21 protein-coding genes are annotated in these 16,879 nt (G+C 56.3%); 12 read left to right on the forward strand and 9 right to left on the reverse strand.

Annotation, left to right across the window (positions count from 1 at the left end; all coding sequences use genetic code 11):
* Positions 1-14: 14 nt before the first annotated feature.
* Positions 15-1,226, forward strand: a complete 1,212-nt coding sequence (locus OK409_RS05875; RefSeq protein WP_010670046.1) for a diguanylate phosphodiesterase — start codon at positions 15-17, stop codon at positions 1,224-1,226.
* A gap of 229 nt (positions 1,227-1,455) precedes the next feature.
* Complete coding sequence (locus OK409_RS05880; protein ID WP_010245542.1) at positions 1,456-1,689, forward strand: DUF4060 family protein; 234 nt, start codon at positions 1,456-1,458, stop codon at positions 1,687-1,689.
* A gap of 46 nt (positions 1,690-1,735) precedes the next feature.
* On the opposite strand, the gene anmK is transcribed toward OK409_RS05880, so the two are convergent.
* On the reverse strand, positions 1,736-2,857 hold the full coding sequence (gene anmK, locus OK409_RS05885) for an anhydro-N-acetylmuramic acid kinase (RefSeq protein ID WP_033767108.1): 1,122 nt from the start codon (positions 2,855-2,857) through the stop codon (positions 1,736-1,738).
* A gap of 282 nt (positions 2,858-3,139) precedes the next feature.
* Here anmK and slyB point away from each other — a divergent pair, with 282 nt between their 5' ends.
* On the forward strand, positions 3,140-3,607 hold the full coding sequence (gene slyB / locus OK409_RS05890) for an outer membrane lipoprotein SlyB (RefSeq protein WP_010245548.1): 468 nt from the start codon (positions 3,140-3,142) through the stop codon (positions 3,605-3,607).
* Positions 3,608-3,647: 40 nt separating this feature from the next.
* Here slyB and slyA read toward each other — a convergent pair whose 3' ends face one another.
* The gene (gene slyA / locus OK409_RS05895) at positions 3,648-4,085 is read right to left on the reverse strand and encodes a transcriptional regulator SlyA (RefSeq protein WP_010245551.1); all 438 of its coding nucleotides are present in this window, start codon (positions 4,083-4,085) and stop codon (positions 3,648-3,650) included.
* 150 nt (positions 4,086-4,235) lie between these two features.
* Here slyA and OK409_RS05900 point away from each other — a divergent pair, with 150 nt between their 5' ends.
* From OK409_RS05900 to OK409_RS05910, 3 genes are read left to right on the forward strand one after another with little or no spacing between them, the layout of a single operon-like run.
* A complete protein-coding gene (locus tag OK409_RS05900) occupies positions 4,236-4,472 on the forward strand; it encodes a DUF1656 domain-containing protein (RefSeq protein ID WP_010245554.1) in 237 nt (78 codons plus the stop codon).
* A gap of 5 nt (positions 4,473-4,477) precedes the next feature.
* A complete protein-coding gene (locus OK409_RS05905; protein WP_033779281.1) occupies positions 4,478-5,335 on the forward strand; it encodes an HlyD family secretion protein in 858 nt (285 codons plus the stop codon).
* Complete coding sequence (locus OK409_RS05910; RefSeq protein ID WP_264366861.1) at positions 5,332-7,332, forward strand: FUSC family protein; 2,001 nt, start codon at positions 5,332-5,334, stop codon at positions 7,330-7,332. The genes OK409_RS05905 and OK409_RS05910 overlap by 4 nt, the downstream gene beginning before the upstream one ends.
* On the opposite strand, the gene OK409_RS05915 is transcribed toward OK409_RS05910, so the two are convergent.
* The 4 genes from OK409_RS05915 to OK409_RS05930 all read right to left on the reverse strand — a co-directional run bounded on the left by OK409_RS05915 (position 7,333) and on the right by OK409_RS05930 (position 9,738).
* Positions 7,333-7,800, reverse strand: a complete 468-nt coding sequence (locus OK409_RS05915) for a hypothetical protein (protein WP_010245563.1) — start codon at positions 7,798-7,800, stop codon at positions 7,333-7,335. It lies immediately after the preceding gene.
* A 130-nt stretch (positions 7,801-7,930) separates the two neighbouring features.
* A complete protein-coding gene (sodC, locus tag OK409_RS05920) occupies positions 7,931-8,449 on the reverse strand; it encodes a superoxide dismutase family protein (RefSeq protein WP_033757495.1) in 519 nt (172 codons plus the stop codon).
* A gap of 84 nt (positions 8,450-8,533) precedes the next feature.
* Positions 8,534-9,430 carry an aldo/keto reductase gene (locus OK409_RS05925; protein ID WP_033757493.1) on the reverse strand — a complete coding sequence of 299 codons (897 nt, stop codon included), beginning with the start codon at positions 9,428-9,430 and terminating at the stop codon, positions 8,534-8,536.
* Positions 9,431-9,498: 68 nt separating this feature from the next.
* The gene (locus tag OK409_RS05930; RefSeq protein WP_010245573.1) at positions 9,499-9,738 is read right to left on the reverse strand and encodes a DUF1289 domain-containing protein; all 240 of its coding nucleotides are present in this window, start codon (positions 9,736-9,738) and stop codon (positions 9,499-9,501) included.
* A gap of 174 nt (positions 9,739-9,912) precedes the next feature.
* Here OK409_RS05930 and OK409_RS05935 point away from each other — a divergent pair, with 174 nt between their 5' ends.
* The 4 genes from OK409_RS05935 (at position 9,913) to rnt (ending at position 12,970) form a co-directional block, all read left to right on the forward strand.
* Positions 9,913-10,509, forward strand: a complete 597-nt coding sequence (locus tag OK409_RS05935) for a TetR/AcrR family transcriptional regulator (protein WP_010245576.1) — start codon at positions 9,913-9,915, stop codon at positions 10,507-10,509.
* 50 nt (positions 10,510-10,559) lie between these two features.
* Complete coding sequence (locus tag OK409_RS05940; RefSeq protein WP_010245578.1) at positions 10,560-11,657, forward strand: alkene reductase; 1,098 nt, start codon at positions 10,560-10,562, stop codon at positions 11,655-11,657.
* A 116-nt stretch (positions 11,658-11,773) separates the two neighbouring features.
* Positions 11,774-12,181, forward strand: a complete 408-nt coding sequence (gene gloA, locus OK409_RS05945) for a lactoylglutathione lyase (RefSeq protein WP_010245580.1) — start codon at positions 11,774-11,776, stop codon at positions 12,179-12,181.
* A 120-nt stretch (positions 12,182-12,301) separates the two neighbouring features.
* Positions 12,302-12,970 (forward strand): ribonuclease T, encoded by a 669-nt coding sequence (rnt, locus tag OK409_RS05950; protein ID WP_010245582.1) that lies wholly within the window; start codon positions 12,302-12,304, stop codon positions 12,968-12,970.
* Positions 12,971-13,013: 43 nt separating this feature from the next.
* Here the strand turns inward: rnt and OK409_RS05955 are convergent, their stop codons facing one another.
* Complete coding sequence (locus OK409_RS05955; RefSeq protein WP_170933470.1) at positions 13,014-13,349, reverse strand: Grx4 family monothiol glutaredoxin; 336 nt, start codon at positions 13,347-13,349, stop codon at positions 13,014-13,016.
* Between the two features lie 365 nt (positions 13,350-13,714).
* Between OK409_RS05955 and OK409_RS05960 the strand changes: the two genes are divergently transcribed.
* Positions 13,715-14,512, forward strand: a complete 798-nt coding sequence (locus OK409_RS05960; protein WP_010245589.1) for a C40 family peptidase — start codon at positions 13,715-13,717, stop codon at positions 14,510-14,512.
* Positions 14,513-14,558: 46 nt separating this feature from the next.
* Here the strand turns inward: OK409_RS05960 and OK409_RS05965 are convergent, their stop codons facing one another.
* The gene (locus OK409_RS05965) at positions 14,559-14,648 is read right to left on the reverse strand and encodes a YnhF family membrane protein (protein ID WP_010245592.1); all 90 of its coding nucleotides are present in this window, start codon (positions 14,646-14,648) and stop codon (positions 14,559-14,561) included.
* Between the two features lie 281 nt (positions 14,649-14,929).
* Here OK409_RS05965 and purR point away from each other — a divergent pair, with 281 nt between their 5' ends.
* On the forward strand, positions 14,930-15,955 hold the full coding sequence (gene purR, locus OK409_RS05970; RefSeq protein WP_010245595.1) for an HTH-type transcriptional repressor PurR: 1,026 nt from the start codon (positions 14,930-14,932) through the stop codon (positions 15,953-15,955).
* Here the strand turns inward: purR and punR are convergent.
* A complete protein-coding gene (gene punR / locus OK409_RS05975; protein WP_033771638.1) occupies positions 15,952-16,857 on the reverse strand; it encodes a DNA-binding transcriptional activator PunR in 906 nt (301 codons plus the stop codon). The genes purR and punR overlap by 4 nt on opposite strands.
* Between the last annotated feature and the right edge of the window lie 22 nt (positions 16,858-16,879).

Below are 16,879 nucleotides of genomic sequence, written 5' to 3' on the forward strand. Positions count from 1 at the left end.
TTCCGGAAACCTTTATGTTGTCGACAATCATCTATCGCAGCCACATTACTGAACATGTGCCGCTTGAGATCCTGAATGGTTTGGCGCGGAAAGCGAATAAAATCAATAAATCCTCAAGCGTCACCGGAATTTTATTATTCAATGGCACGCATTTTTTCCAGCTGCTGGAAGGTCCGGAGGCGGCGGTCAATGCAGTCTATAGCCGGATTTGCCAGGATCCACGCCACCATAATCTGGTCGAACTGCTGCGCGATTACGCCCCGGCACGCCGTTTTGGCCACGTCGGTATGGAGCTGTTCGATCTGCGGCTGCATGATAAAGAGACGGTACTGGAGGCGGTGCTGGCAAAGTGCACCACAAAGTATCAGCTGACCTATGCCGATCGCGCACTGCAGTTCCTGCGCACCTTTGTCGAAGCGCGGGAAAAAGAGAACTATTTTGAGATCCCGGCCGCCAGCGGCTGGACGTTTATCTGTGACGAGTCAGAACAGCGTGAAGGCAACGCATCGCTGGTGGCTGCGGATGAGGTCAGCTTTGCTTTTCAGCCGATCGTTGACCCCTTCGCCTGCGAAATCGTCTCGCTGGAAGCGCTGCTGCGCGGCCCGCAGGGTGAACCGCCGCTCGACTATTTTGCCCGACTGTCACGTGAGCAGCTCTATCAGCTCGATCTGAGGTCGAAAAAGATCGCCTTCGCCCAGGCGAAGCAGCTGGGGATTGAGGGAATGACTCTGTCGATCAATCTGCTGCCGATGACGCTGGTGGAAGTGCCCGACGCCGTCCCGTTTTTGCTGGATGAGATTGCTGCGCAGGGACTGGTGCCAGAGCAGATCATGGTTGAATTCACCGAGAATGAAATTATCTCGCAGCCTGAGGCCTTTGAAGCCGCCATCAGGCAGCTGAAGGCGGCCGGCATCAGCCTGGCGCTGGATGATTTCGGTGCCGGTTTTGCCGGCCTGTCGCTGCTGACGCGCATTCAGCCCGACAAGATTAAAATCGACCGTACCATCATCGCTGATGTGCATAAAAGTGGGCCGAAGCAGGCGATCATTCATGCCATTCTGAAATGCTGCTCCTCGCTGGAGATCGGTGTTATCGCCGAGGGTATTGAACAGCCGGAAGAGTGGATGTGGCTTGAAGCGGCAGGCGTGACCCAGTTTCAGGGCTTTTTGTTCTCAAAACCTGTACTCAATGGCGTTGCGGCCGTGGCCTGGCCGGAGCTGATCTGACCGCCTCTGCGATTTGGATGAATTTGCAATTTCCTGCCTTGCTGGATCACCCGGCGGCTGCTAAATAATTAACAGCCTCGGGGGATCATCTTTCTGTCATCTTCCCGCGGCAGAGTCAGTCATTACCCAGTCAGTGATTAAATGTTTAGCAGTCAGATGTTCAGTGTTTAGGCCAGCGCTACGCGCCATGCGTGCGACGTGACTCCAGTGACAGCATTTGAGGAACTGAATGAAGCAAATCATCCGCGGTGATAAAGAACCCTCCCATATTCTCGCAGCGACTCGTGCGCTTGAAGCGCACTACTCCCGCTACGGAGAAGGTAATAAGTACCATCCCGTTATCTATTCCATCGCCTACCGCAGCCGGTTTTATCAGGTTGAGGTGATTACCCGACGTGAAACCATGGTTGCCTCGGTGATTACTGGCGTTCGCAACCTGACGCATCTCTCCGGCGCCGCCTGACGGCCACCTGTCATCCTGCGGGGGCAGATTGCCCCCGACTCCGCGCTTAGCGTCGATAGAGTGAATTCGCCGGAAAGATTGCGCCAATCACGCTTTTTTCCCGTGCGCCCGTTACCGCAGGCAGATTGCCCGGCAGGCCGGAGAGCGTGCGGAAAGCCAGCCAGGCAAACGCCAGCGCCTCCATATCGTCACCACTAACACCCGCCGCATCGGTAGTCGTTACTTCCGTTCCCGGAAGATGCGCTGCCAGTCGTGCCATCAGCAGCGGATTGCGGCTGCCGCCGCCACACACCAGCAGACGGTCGCAGCCATCATTGAGTAACACCTGCTGCGTGATGGTGATGGCGGTCAGCTCGACCAGCGTAGCCTGCACGTCCTGCGCAGCCAGACCCGGGAAATAGCGCAGATGCTGCTCCAGCCAGCTGAGGTTGAAGTGTTCGCGCCCGGTGCTTTTCGGCGGCGGCAACGCAAACCAGGGCTCACGTAGCAGCGCCTCCAGCAGTGCCGGAATCACCGACCCGCTGCGCGCCCACTGCGCATCTTTGTCATACGGCTGAGCCTGATTACGCCAGATCCAGGCGTCCAGTAGCATATTGCCGGGGCCGGTATCGAAGCCGCGCACCGGTTGACCCGGGATCAGCAGCGAGAGATTGGCGATGCCGCCAATATTCAGCACCATGCGGCGTTCAGTAGCATCCATCAGCAGCGCCTGATGAAAGGCAGGCACCAGCGGCGCGCCCTGCCCGCCCAGCGCCATGTCACGGCGGCGGAAATCTCCTACCACGGTGACGCCGGTGGCCGCCACGATCTGATTATGATCGCCAATCTGCAGCGTATTGGGTGCGTCACTCTGTGGCTCATGCCAGACGGTCTGACCATGACAGCCAATCGCCGTGATATCGCTGGCGTCAAGCGATTCGCGCTTCATTAATGTCACTACCGCTTCAGCAAACAGCTGGCCGAGGCGGGTATCAAGCTGGCCGAGCTGCGACAGCGTCAGGGACTGTCCCTGACATATCGCCAGAATCGCCTGACGCAGTTCTGGTGGCATCGGATGGCAGTAGCTCGCCTGCTGCGCCACCATATTTTCATCAATGGCAGCCAGCACCACATCCACTCCATCCAGGCTGGTGCCTGACATTACCCCAATATAGCGTCCTGATTTCATAGCCATTCCTTACTTCCGGCGGGAAGTGCGATTCATCTGCGGTTAGCCTGACAAATAATGATCGCTAATTCTATGATTAAATTCTTTTTATCCAATCGTGCTGACTGATAACGTAATGGGACTATTTTTAATCCACGATTGAATTATTGTTGATCCTGCATAGTCTATGCTTCGTCCAGCCGTGTTTTATTCGGACAGGGATTAATTTGCCAGGTTTGTGTCTTATACTGTGAGCAGGATACAGCGGTAAACGTGGCACCTTCTCGACTAAAGGAGTTTCAAATGATTAAGCGTGTAATTGTGGTCGCTCTGGCCGGTGTGATGCTGGCAGGTTGTAGCAATACCAGTACGCTGTCGGGTGATACCTACAGTGCCAGTGAAGCTAAGCAGGTGCAGAGCGTTTCGTACGGTACCTTAGTCTCAGTACGTCCGGTAAAAATCCAGGGCGGCGATGAGAGCAATGTCATCGGTGCTATCGGTGGTGCGGTGCTGGGTGGCTTCCTGGGTAACACCATTGGTGGCGGCAGCGGACGTAGCCTGGCGACAGCCGGTGGTGCGGTTCTGGGTGGCGTAGCAGGCCAGGGCGTACAGGGCGCAGTCAATAAAACCGATGGCGTTGAGCTGGAAATCCGTAAGGATGATGGCAACACCATCATGGTGGTTCAGAAACAGGCCGCCACGCGTTACTCTGTTGGCCAGCGTGTTGTGATGGCATCCAACGGCAGCCAGGTGACGGTTTCACCTCGCTAATGAAGCTAAACAAAAAACCGACGCCTGGGCGTCGGTTTTTTTATTTCTCTTTATGCTGAAGTTCGAGAATGTTTTTCTCAAGCCGGGCGATCAGCGTCACCATCTGACTGATCTCTTCCCGACTGATGCCGGACAAAATGTCGTCCCGCGTCTCATCAATCACACTCTCAACCTGTTCGATTATCGGCTCGGCCTGCTGCGTCAGCTTAATGCGCTTGGCACGACGATCGTTGGCGCAGGTCGAACGGGTGATTAATCCTTTCTCTTCCAGCTGATCCAGCGTGCGCACCAGCGAAGGCTGTTCAATACCAATCGCCTTGGCTAACTGAATCTGCGACTGTTCGGGCGGCAGTTGATGAATATTGTGCAACGTCACCCAGTGAGTCTGAGTCAGCTCAAGCGGCTTCAGCCGCTGATCAATCAACGCGCGCCAGATGCGCACCAGGCGAGATAAATCCGTTCCGAGGGGCGTATCCATTTCATCTCCTTATAATTAGCTTGCTAGCTATCAAGCCAGATTTTACACTATTCTGCGAGTTTACAGGACAAATTACAAATCCCGGACCAGGCCACGATAACGTGGCAGCGCTTTCACTCTGACGTTTGGGTTAACGAAGGATGTTATCACGTGCTCACTCCTGCTTTTTCAGGTGCGAATCCGCTGACCGATCTGGTGGTGGGCGCCTCACTGTTTTTCCCGCCGATATTCAAAGCGGTGATCCTCGGCTTCTTTTTCTGGCTGCTGATCCACCCTCTGGTGCGTGGCTGGATCTACTCCGGCGATGTCTGGCATCCCACCCTGTTTGATCTCTCCCTGTTTGTGCTGTGCGTTACCGCCGCACTCTGGCTCATCGGTCACGGATAATCGATATGAAATTTAACGCGGTAAAATACTTCTCCACGCTGATTGTGTTTGCCCTGGCGCTACTGGCCGGTGGCTGGCTCTGGAACTACTACATGCAGTCGCCCTGGACCCGTGACGGGAAAGTACGGGCAGAGCTGGTGGATATCACGCCTCAGGTGTCGGGACGAATTACGCAACTGAAGGTCAAAGACAATCAGTTTGTGCATCAGGGCCAGCAGCTGTTAACGCTGGACCCGGTGCCGTGGCAGATCGCGCTCGACAATGCCGCCGCCCAGCTCAGCAAAGCGCAGGCGGATCTCGCGAAAGCGCAGCATGAATTTAATCGTCGCAGCAGCCTGCCGCGCAACATCATCTCTGCAGAGGACCTTGATGCCGCGCGATTAAGCGCCGGCGCGGCGGCCGCCAGCACCAAAGCGGCACAGGCGGAGTGGGAACGAGCGCGCTGGAATCTGCAGCAGACGACGCTGACCGCACCGGCGGATGGCTGGATCACCAATCTGACGCTGCGTCCCGGCAACTATGCCACCGCGGGTTCGCCTCTGTTTGCTCTGGTCGACAGCCACTCTTACTACGTAATGGGCTACTTCGAAGAGACCAAACTGCGCCATATTCACCCAGGCGCAGCGGCCCAGGTGGTGCTCTACAGCAATGGTATGCGGCTGCAGGGTCAGGTGGATAGCATTGGCCGCGCCATCTATGACCAGAGCATTGAGACCGACAGCGGCCTGGTGCCCGATATCAAACCCAACGTGCCCTGGGTGCGGCTGGCGCAGCGGGTGCCGGTGCGTATTCGTCTCGACCCGCTTCCTGCCGATGCAGACCTGGTGGCGGGAACCAGCTGCACCATCACCATCCAGCCATGAATTTTCAGTGGCTGGCCTGGGATCAACTGCCCTGGATTAAGGCGAACGCCGGCCAGTGGCGCTATGCGTTGCGCAACGCTATTGCGATGTGCCTGGCGCTGAGCATCGCCTACGCACTGGATCTGGATGAGCCGTACTGGGCAATGACCTCTGCTGCCGTGATTAGCTTTCCCACCGTCGGCGGCGCGATCAGTAAAAGTCTGGGGCGCATCGTTGGCAGTCTGATGGGGGCCAGCGCTGCGCTGCTGATCGCCGGACATACGCTTAATGAGCCGTGGCTGTTTACCTTTGCCATTGCCGGCTGGCTGGCGCTCTGTACCGGCATAGCGAACCACTACCAGAATAATGTTGCCTACGCCTTTTCGCTGGCGGGCTACACCGCCGCCATCATCGCCTTTAGCAGCGTTAACATCACCGATATCACCTCGCTATGGACCATCGCTCAGGCACGGGTTTGCGAGGTGATCTCCGGCATTCTCTGCGCCGGATTAATGATGATGGTACTGCCGAGTACCTCCGATGGTGAGACGCTGATTACCTCACTGAAACAGATGCATGCCAGGCTGCTGGAACATGCGGTATTACTGCTGCAGCCCTCAGCCAGCGAGACCATCCGGACCGCGCATGAAAATGTCATCAGCCAGATCCTGACCATGAATCTGCTGCGGATTCAGGCGTTCTGGAGCCACTACCGCTTTCGCCGACAGAACAACGTGCTGAACTATGTGCTGCACCAGCAGCTGCGACTCACCAGCGTGCTCTCCAGCCTGCGACGCATGCTGCTGAACTGGCCCGACGCGCCAGAGGCGCTGTTTGACGCGCTGCAACAACTGCTGGCGGAGCTGGCGAAACCGGCGTGTGATAAATATCGTCTGGCGCAAATCCTGCGCAGCGTGACCCCGGCAGCGGATGGCGACTACCGGCAGCGCGCTTTTTGTCAGCGGCTGCGCTACTTCTGCTGGATGTACCTCAACGTGCTGCGCTGGATCCGCCTGCTGGATCGCGCCGATGCCGACACCCGCTTTCAGCCACCGCCGGTTCCGGCGCTGGCGCGCGACAGTGACAGCGCCGAGGCGGGCTGGAGCGCCCTGCGTACCTTCTGCGTTATCGTGCTGGGCTGCGCCTTCTGGATCAATACGCAATGGTCTTCCGGTGCCGCCGCGCTCACCTTAACCGCCATTGCCTGTGTGCTCTACGCTTCATCACCCTCACCTGGCGGCAGCGTCACGCTGCTGCTGAAGACCCTGCTGTGGCTGTTTGCGTTTAGTTTTGTGATGAAGTTTGGGCTGATGGTGCAGATCAGTCAGCTGTGGCAGTTTTTGCTGTTTCTGTTCCCGCTGCTGGTGACGCTGCAACTCTTTAAGCTGCAACAGAAACAGCGCGCCGGGATGTGGGGACAGTTCATCGTCTTTATGGGTTCGTTTATCGCGGTGACTAATCCGCCCACATTTGATTATCAGGACTTCTTTAACGATAACATCGCCAAAGTCTGCGGGGTGCTGCTCGCCTGGCTGGCGTTCCAGATTCTGCGACCCAGCTCTGATGCGCGGCGCAGCCGACGGCATATCCGGGCGCTGCGGCTGGCGTTTCTCGATCAGCTGCGGCAGCGGCCCCGGCTCAGCGAAAGCCGCTTCGAATCGCAGATTTACCACCGCATCAGCCAGCTCAGTCACAGCCGGGACGAGCAGGCTCGCGTCTGGCTACTGCGCTGGGGCGTGGTGCTGCTCAACTGCTCGCATATCGTCTGGCAGCTGCGTGAATGGCGCGCCGGTTCAGCCGCACTGATGGGGTTTCGCGATCACTGCCTGCAAGACTTACAGCAGATTATCAGCAGCCGCGGCGTGCGCCACAGCTCGCTGGATCGGATGCTGACGCAACTGGAGGAGACCATCACCGCGTTACTGGCGCGGGAAAGCAACGAGGCCAGCGAGCTGGCGGGGATTATCTGGCGGTTACGCTGTTCACTGGCACAGCTGAAGCAGGCGGTGCCGGAGTGATCACTGGCAATATTGCTGCTGTTGCCGGTTAAAATCATCCTGCAGCTGTTGCAGCGTTTTATGGCCTTCGAAGCGGGTTTTATCCATTTCGGTCATCGGTTCAATCACCAGCACTTTCTCATCGGGTGAGAAGATAAACCGGCGTGTCAGTTCGGTACCGGTAAAACTCTGACCATGAATGCCACCGCACACCATCGTCATGGTGCGGCGATAGATAGTGCTATCCGTGAAATTGGTTTCGGTGGCGCTGCGAAAGACCTGATCGCAACCCTGCGCTTCCAGCTTACGCACCATGTTGCGGCTCAGCCATTCACGACCCTTCGCGATCTTTTCACAGGTGATACGCATTGGGTTGGTATCGATGGTGCGCTGCAGTTCGCGTCCGGTTTCGGTGACCAGTTGCGTATCATTGGGTTTATCGCATCCCACCAGCAGCAGACACAGCAGTAATGCGCCCTTGAATTTCATTTTCCTGCTCCTTTCCCGATCACGCTTTCTTACCTGAATCAATATCATAGGGGGGAAATGTCAGGGATGGTACAACAATTCATAAACAGGCAGGAGAAAAGCGGGCGGCCATCGCCTGCCGCCCGGAAACTCAGATGACACCGCAGGCGTAGCGTGCCCCGCCACCGCCCAGCGGTTTAGGATGGTCGGCATGATTGTCACCGCCGACGTGCACCATCAGCGCTTTGCCTTTGATCTCTTTTAACGATTTCAGACGCGGCGCCAGCACCGGATAAGTGGCGCTGCCTTTGTCATCGACATAGACCGCGGGCAGGTCGCCCAGGTGCCCCTCTGCATAAGGCCCCAGATGTTTGCCGCTGTTGGCTGGATCAAGGTGACCACCCGCCGCACCGGCGGCGACCACTTTGCCTTCAGACTCGCCCGGTTCACAGCTGCCTTTAGCATGAACATGGAAACCATGAATGCCCGGCTGAAGGCCCTGCAGATCCGGCGTGAACTGCAGACCATACTGTGTCTCGTCAATCTTAACGGTGCCCAGCGATTTCCCAATCCCTTCAGCGGTAACCTGATGGATCGTAACCTGCTCGCTGGCAGCCAGTGCTGAGCCGCAGGCGATCAGTGCGAATAAGGCAACTGCTTTCATTTTCATGGTGACTCCATTTGCATACCAGGGTTTGAGATAAGTCTGGTCGCTGTTGCACTATTTTGCCGGAGATTGACGCAGTTTTACGCTTCAGGGCACATCAAATCCCAGCGCCGCCTTGCGAATACGGAACCACTGCTGACGCGACAGGGATAAGTTCAGTGCTCCGGCGGCTTCGCTGACCCGCGCCGTTTTACCTGAGCCGATGATTGGCAGCGGGCGCGATGGCAGCATCAGTATCCAGGCATAGACCACCTGCTCAAGGCTGGTGGCACCGGTTTCCTGCCGCACGGCTTCCAGTTCGTCACGCAGCGGCTGGAAATGGGGATCGTTAAACAGGCGACCGCCACCCAGACAGGACCAGGCCATCGGACGAATACGCAGCTGCTGACACTGATCCAGCGAGCCATCCAGCAGCACACTTTGCTGCACGGGTGAGATCTCCAGCTGATTTGTCACCAGCGAGAACGGCAGACGGGATTGCAGCAGGGAAAACTGTGATGGTGTGAAGTTAGAGACGCCAAAATGCAGAACCTTGCCGCTGTGATGCAGCGCCATAAAGGCTTCGGCCACCTCGTCAGCCTCCATCAGTGGATCGGGACGATGGATCAGCAGCAGGTCGAGACGATCGGTGTGGATATGGCGCAGTGAGTTTTCAGCACTCTGCAGGATATGACGTTTGTCAGTAATGTAGTGGCCTATCTGATGCTCAGGCTGGGCGCGGGTGGCGATGCCGCACTTGGTGACAATCTGTAGCTGGTCGCGCAAGCCGGGTGCCAGTTTCAGTGCCTCGCCAAACGCCGCCTCACACTGGTAGTCACCGTAGATGTCCGCATGGTCAACGGTAGTGATGCCGAGCCTCACATGGTGCTCAATAAAGGCGACCCGTTCCTGTGGCGACATCCCCCACTCCATCAGACGCCAGTACCCCATGACCAGCGGTGAAAAATCGGGCCCCTGTGAAGCGATGGCTTGCGGTTCTAACATGACGATCTCCCTGTTGCGCGTTGGCTGAAATTAGCGTGTCAGAGAGTATAACGGAAAGCGCAAAGTCGTCAGAATAACTCCGGCTGTTGGGGCGCGTGTGGCTCCTCACCTTTCTGTTGCCGTTGCAGACGCTGACGCCGCTGCTGACAAAGACGAATGACCTCACGCTTTTGCGCATCGCTGAAGCGCAGCCAGTTGAACCGCTCATCGCGGCTGCGTAAACATCCCAGGCAGTAGCCGCGCGCATCCGTCTGGCAGATGCCGCGACAGGGGCTGGGAACCGGGAAAAACTCAAGCTGCTCGGCCACCGCGCCTCCGGATTCACAGAATAAACAGTCCAGTAAAAAGCGTAGCCTGGTTGCGCAGGAAGTAAGCCCCACCCGGTCAGAATTATCCTGTTCTTTGACTCAGGAGTGAACACTCTGTGCCAAATAGAGAGGGTTGCGTTGCATTAGACCGACTGGTCTACTAATCTCACTGCCATGAATAAGACGCTACAACGCAACGAAACCCGCGAACACCTGCTCCAGACAGGTGAGCAACTCTGTCTGCAACGCGGCTTTACCGGAATGGGCCTCAGCGAACTGCTGACGCAGGCGGCGGTGCCGAAAGGCTCCTTCTACTACTACTTCCGTTCTAAAGAGGCGTTTGGCGTGGCGTTACTGGAGCGCTATTTTGCGCGTTTCCTGCAGGATGTGGCGTTGCAGCTTAACCAGACCGAAGGCACGCCGCGGGAGCGTCTGCTTAACCACTTTCGTGCTGCCGTTGATCTGTTTGTTCAGCAGGGCCACATCGTAGGCTGTCTGGGCGTCAAAGTCTCCGCTGAGGTGTGCGATCTCTCAGAACCGATGCGTGATGCACTGCAGCAGGGTGCCGGAAAGATCACGGCACTCTACGCCCGGACCCTGATTGCCGCAGAGCAGCAGGAGTCGCTGAGCCTGCCGCAGCCCCCCGCGCAGATGGCGGAATTGCTGTCGCTGCTGTGGCTGGGTGCCAGTCTGCAGAGCAAAATTTCCCGCGAGGCGCAGCCACTGCGTCTGGCATTGAGTACCATCGAACAGTGGCTTGAACGCCGCTGATTTTTAAAAAACATGTTTGTAGACGACTGGTCTACTAATCAGGAGCTATTATGGCGAGTACCCAGCTGTTTCGTCCGCTAAAAGTCGGTGCAATTACCGTCCCAAACCGCGTATTTATGGCACCGCTGACCCGTCTGCGCAGCATTGAGCCAGGCGACATTCCTACCCCAATGATGGCGGAGTATTATCGCCAGCGCGCCAGCGCCGGTTTGATCATCACCGAAGCGACCCAGATCTCTTTCCAGGCGAAAGGCTATGCCGGTGCGCCAGGCTTACATACTCAGCCACAGATTGCAGCGTGGAAAGCGATTAACGAAGGCGTGCATCAGGCTGGCGGTCACACCGCAGTACAGTTATGGCACACCGGTCGTATCTCACATAACAGCGTGCAGCCGGAAGGCAAAGCACCGGTTGCGCCATCGGCGATTGCCGCTGGCACCCGTACCTCACTGCGTGCTGAAGATGGCAGCGTCTATCGCGAAGATACCTCAACGCCGCGTGAGCTGACAGTGCCAGAGATTAAGCAGATTGTGGCAGATTTTGGCCAGGCTGCGGCCAACGCGCGTGAAGCGGACTTTGACCTGCTTGAGCTGCACTCGGCGCACGGTTACCTGATGCACCAGTTCCTGGCTCCTGGCTCAAACCAGCGTACTGATGAATATGGCGGCAGCATCGAAAAACGCGGTCGCTTTGCGCTGGAAGTGGTTGATGCGGTGATCGCTAACTGGTCAGCCGATCGCATTGGTATTCGCGTCTCACCTATCGGCAGCTTCCAGAATCTGGACAACGGCCCGGATGAAGAGGAAGCGGCGCTGTGGTATATCGGCGAGCTGGCAAAACGCAACATCGCCTATCTGCACCTCTCTGAGCCAGACTGGGCCGGTGGTCAGCCTTATACCGACGCTTTCCGTCAGAAAGTGCGTGATCTCTTCCCGGGTGCCATCATTGGTGCCGGTGCCTATACCGTTGAGAAAGCGGATGACCTGATTGGTCGCGGTCTGATCGATGCGGTTGCGTTTGGTCGCGATTACATTGCTAACCCGGATCTGGTTGAGCGTCTGCAGCAGGACGCCCCACTCAATCCACAGCGTCCGGAAAGCTTCTACGGCGGCGGCGCGGAAGGTTATATCGACTACCCGACGCTGTAACCGGTTCGGGCTGCCGTCCGGGATGATGACGGCAGCCATTATTCAATAGCGATTTTCATCGCTATACTTAGCGCCTGAGTCATCGGGCGATGGCGTTTTATTTAAAAGAGGATGTTATGCGTTTACTTCATACCATGCTGCGCGTTGGCGATCTGCAACGTTCAATCGATTTCTACACCCGTGTGCTGGGCATGCGCGTGTTGCGTCAGAGCGAAAACACCGAATACAAATATACCCTGGCATTTGTGGGCTACACCGACGAGAGCGAAGGTGCGGTGATCGAACTGACCTACAACTGGGGCGTCGATAAGTATGACCTCGGTGATGCCTATGGTCATATTGCGCTGGGCGTTGATGACGCAGCAGCGGCCTGCGAACGTATCCGCAAAGATGGCGGCAACGTGACGCGTGAAGCTGGCCCGGTTAAAGGCGGCTCCACCATTATTGCCTTTGTTGAAGATCCCGATGGATACAAAATCGAGCTGATCGAAAACAAAGATGCCGGTAACGGCCTCGGCAACTAAACCTGCCTGTCAGCCCGCCCGGTCGGGTGGGCTGAATCCCCTTCTCTGCGCTTCATCTGCTGCACCCGGCCCCGTTTTTTGCCATAATACGCGCTGCCCTTTTTCTGCAACGAGATCCTGATGTCTGAATCGAATTCCCCTAATGCACTCAATCAACGTTTCCGTGGCTTCTATCCGGTGGTGATCGACGTTGAAACCGCGGGTTTCAATGCGCAAACCGATGCGTTACTGGAGATTGCCGCTATCACGCTGAAGATGGATGAAGAGGGATGGATTCAGATTGACCAGACGCTGCATTTCAACGTCGAACCTTTTGTCGGATCGCTGCTGCATCCCGAAGCCCTGGCCTTTACCGGCATCGATCCCAGCAATCCGCTGCGCGGCGCGGTCAGTGAATATGAGGCGCTGCACGCCATTTTCAAAATGGTGCGCAAGGGCATTAAAGACAGCGGCTGCAATCGCGCCATTATGGTGGCGCACAATGCCACTTTCGACCTGAACTTTATGTCAGCGGCGGCGGAACGAGCCAGCCTGAAGCGCAATCCGTTTCACCCGTTTGCCACCTTTGACACCGCGGCCCTGAGCGGGCTGGTTTTGGGTCAGACGGTGCTGGCGAAGGCCTGTATTGCGGCGGGCATGGAGTTTGACAGTACGCAGGCGCATTCTGCGCTCTATGACACTCAGCAGACGGCAACGCTGTTCTGCGAGCTGGTGAACCGCTGGAAACGGTTAGGCGGCTGGCCACTGCCCTTCGCGGAAGGCGATGCAGAAGCCACGACATCCGCATAAGGGATGCCGCAATGAAAAAGGCCGACGTGATGTCGGCCTTTTTTTATTCTGCTTCTTTAAATTTTTCTGCAGTCTCTTTGATCAGCGTCTGCAGTTCACCACGTTGTAACATCTCAACGATGATGTCGCATCCACCGACCAGCTCGCCATCAACCCACAGCTGCGGGAAAGTTGGCCAGTTAGCGAATTTCGGCATCTCGGCACGAATGTCCGGGTTCTGCAGAATATCCACGTAAGCAAAACGCTCACCGCAGGCTGACAGCGCCTGCACCGCCTGTGCAGAGAAACCGCAGCTTGGCAGTTTCGGGGAACCTTTCATGTACAGCAGGATCGGGTTTTCTGCGATCTGGCGCTGAATTTTTTCTACAGTACTCATAATTGCCTTCCTTAATTCGTCACATCGTGTTTGTTTATTGTAGCGACTTCGCAGCGTGACTGAAAACGAGATTTTGATCGCTGCCCGATTAAATCGCCATCATTGTTAAGTCCTGCTCCGGGACACCTGAATTCCTGATTATTAACAGCAGGTAACAGATTAATAATTCGTAATAATTTCGTTGATATAAGACGCTGAAAATGTTCATTTTCAGCACAATTGCGTGGGTTGCAAAGATTAATATTAAAAGGCATTACAGTTTTTAAAAGAACTGGACTAGAATGGCCTGGGCGCTGATCCTGGATCAGATTAATCTCAACTTTGTCGCGGTGCGTAGTGGCCCTGACAACTTAACTAATCAACGGACTATGCGTTTAATCATTACGTTTTTCATGCTGGCCTTTGCGCAACTGTTTTTCAACATCGCCGCTGCGTCGCCTCACGCACCGGTGAACGTCAGTACGCATAAAGCAGAGAAAAAGAGTGCGCGCGACGATGAGCGTCGCAAGCGTCGCCCGGTCAAAACGGTGACGAAAAAGACTCGCCTCAGCCCGGTTCAAAAACTAAAAACAAAAAAACTGAAAAAAGTCGAACTCACCGCAAAACAGACGCCTGCTAAGAAGACCTCGCTAAAAACCGCCCGTCTCAGTAAGAACAAAGAGAAGAAACGCTATGGTCATCAGCGCCTGCTGAAAACCGCTGAGGTCACCACCAGCGAGACCGGCACGATTAAGATGAGCAAATCTCACCGTCAGCGCTATCAGAAGGCCCGCGAAACCGCGATGACCAAGCTGATGGGTCAGTTGGGTAAACCCTATCAGTGGGGCGGCACCTCTCCCCATACCGGTTTCGATTGCAGCGGCCTGGTCTGGTACGCCTATAAAGATCTGGTGAAGTTTAAGATCCCACGTACCGCTAACGAGATGTACCACCTGCGTGACGCCGCCCCGATCAAGCGTGAGTCGCTGGAGAAAGGCGATCTGGTCTTCTTCCGTATCAATGGACGCGGTACTGCGGACCATGTCGGCGTTTACCTGGGTGATGGCAAGTTTATCCAGTCGCCACGCACCGGCAAAGATATTCAGATCAGCGCGTTAGGAGAAGATTACTGGCAGCGCCACTATATTGGTGCCCGTCGGGTGATGACGCCGAAAACCATACGCTGAGCAGCAGAACAACCAGAAGAGAGCCGGGATAATCCCGGCTTTTTTATTAGTGCAGAATAGCGGTAAAACTAAAGGCCACAATCATCAGCAGACAGCCCGCGGTGGTCATTAAAGCCAGTTTAAGATCGGTACTCATTGCTTGCTCCTTAGTCACACAATCAGTAGGGGTATCGCATTTTCCCACAGGGCCCGGTAAAAATCTCGTTTTATCCGTTCAGCCTTGTTAGAATCCCGCCTTTGTTGCGCAACGCGCGCAACCCTGATTCCGTTTGCGCACGTTTTCAGGCGCTTTTACGCCGCCAGCGGCCTGTTTACTGGCCTTGAAAGCTGCATTTTTGCGGAAAAAACCCTGAGCAGACGCAAACGTTTAACACTACGCTTATCATAGAGTTAGATAAGCACTGGAGTCCGATTTTCATGGCAACAATTAAAGATGTGGCGAAACGCGCTGGCGTCTCAACGACCACCGTTTCGCACGTCATCAATAAAACCCGCTTTGTGGCTGAAGAGACGCGCAACGCGGTCTGGCAGGCGATTAAAGAGCTGCACTACTCGCCGAGCGCCGTGGCGCGCAGCCTGAAAGTGAACCACACCAAAACGCTGGGCCTGCTTGCCACCTCCAGCGAAGCGCCCTATTTCGCTGAAATTATCGAAGCGGTTGAAAATCACTGCTTTGACAAAGGCTATACGCTGATTCTGGGTAATGCGCATAACGATCTGCAAAAACAGCGCGCCTATCTCAGCATGATGGCGCAGAAACGCGTCGATGGGCTGCTGGTGATGTGCTCTGAATATCCGGACGATCTGCTGCAGATGCTGGAAGAGAACCGCAATATCCCGATGGTGGTGATGGACTGGGGCGAGTCGCGCGCCGACTTCACCGACACGGTACTGGATAATGCTTTTCAGGGCGGCTATCTGGCGGGACGCTATCTGATTGAACGCGGACACCGGGATATTGGTGCAATCCCCGGCCAGATGGAGCGTAACACCGGTGGCGGACGTCATGCCGGTTTCCTGAAGGCGATGGAAGAAGCGGGTATTCAGCCACGCGCCGAGTGGATTGTGCAGGGTGACTTTGAGCCGGAGTCGGGCTATCAGGCGATGCAGCAGATCCTGTCGCAGAAGCAGCGTCCGACGGCGGTGTTCTGTGGCGGTGACATCATGGCGATGGGCGCGATTTGCGCCGCCGACGAGATGGGTTTGCGCGTCCCCCAGGATATTTCGGTGATCGGCTATGATAATGTGCGCAACGCCCGCTATTTCGCACCGGCCCTGACCACAGTGCATCAGCCTAAAGCCCAGCTGGGTGAGAAAGCGCTGGAAATGCTGCTGGACCGCATTACCAGTAAGCGCGAAGTGTCACAAACGATTGAGGTCCATCCCACGCTGATTGAGCGCCGTTCCGTGGCCGATGGCCCGTTCCGCGACTATCGCCGTTAATGCTCGCTTAACCACTCCTGATTAAGCGTTTGCGCATCACCCAGATAGCTGAGCAACCAGCCTGTCGCCGGTGATGCGCGATCCTCTGCCCAGCTGACGCAGCATGGGCTGTCCGGAAACGCCACCGGCAGCGTCAGTTCAACCAGCTCGCCGCTGTCGAGCAGTGGCCTGGCCAGATGACCCGGCACCATCGCCACACACAATCCCGCCTGCACGCAATCCAGCCCGGTTTGCCACTCCGGCACCACCAGCCGGCGCTGGTTATCCAGCGTCCATGTCATACGACGCGGCAGTGCCCGTGAAGTATCTTCCAGCACCAGGGATGGCCAGCTCCGCAGCGTGTCATCATCTATCTGGCTCGCCTGCGTCAGAGGATGGTCGGGCGCAACCACGCAGCGCCAGTTAAGTGTGCCCATATCCCGAAAAGCAAAACGTCCGCCCACCGGTATCGCCTGCGTGGCACCAATCGCCACTTCCACCCGGCCATCGGCCAGCGCATCCCAGACGCCGTTAAAGACTTCATAGCTGATGATCAGCTCCATATCGGGAAAGTGGCGATAGAAATCTTTGACCAGTTGTCGGGTGCGCTGAGGTTTAGCGATACGGTCAACGGCAATGCTTAGCTGGCCGCGCCAGCCGTTAGCCAGCTGCTGACACTGTCGCCGGGTGGCAAGCATTTTTTTGATGACGCTGCGTCCTTCCCGGACAAAATGCTCACCCGCCGGGGTCAGAACCACTTCGCGATGCTGCCGTTCAAACAGCGGTACCGCCAGCCAGTTCTCCAGCTGACGCACCGTATAGCTGATGGCAGAGGGCACCCGATGTAACTCCTGCGCGGCGGCGCTGAAGCTCCCCCCACGGGCGACAGCGTCAACCACCTCTAATGCATATTCTGACCACATAATCTGCCTTCAAAAATTTTAA

Origin of the sequence: Pantoea sp. RG18 (assembly GCF_025910075.1) — a bacterium.
In the GTDB taxonomy this organism is placed as follows: domain Bacteria; phylum Pseudomonadota; class Gammaproteobacteria; order Enterobacterales; family Enterobacteriaceae; genus Pantoea; species Pantoea agglomerans.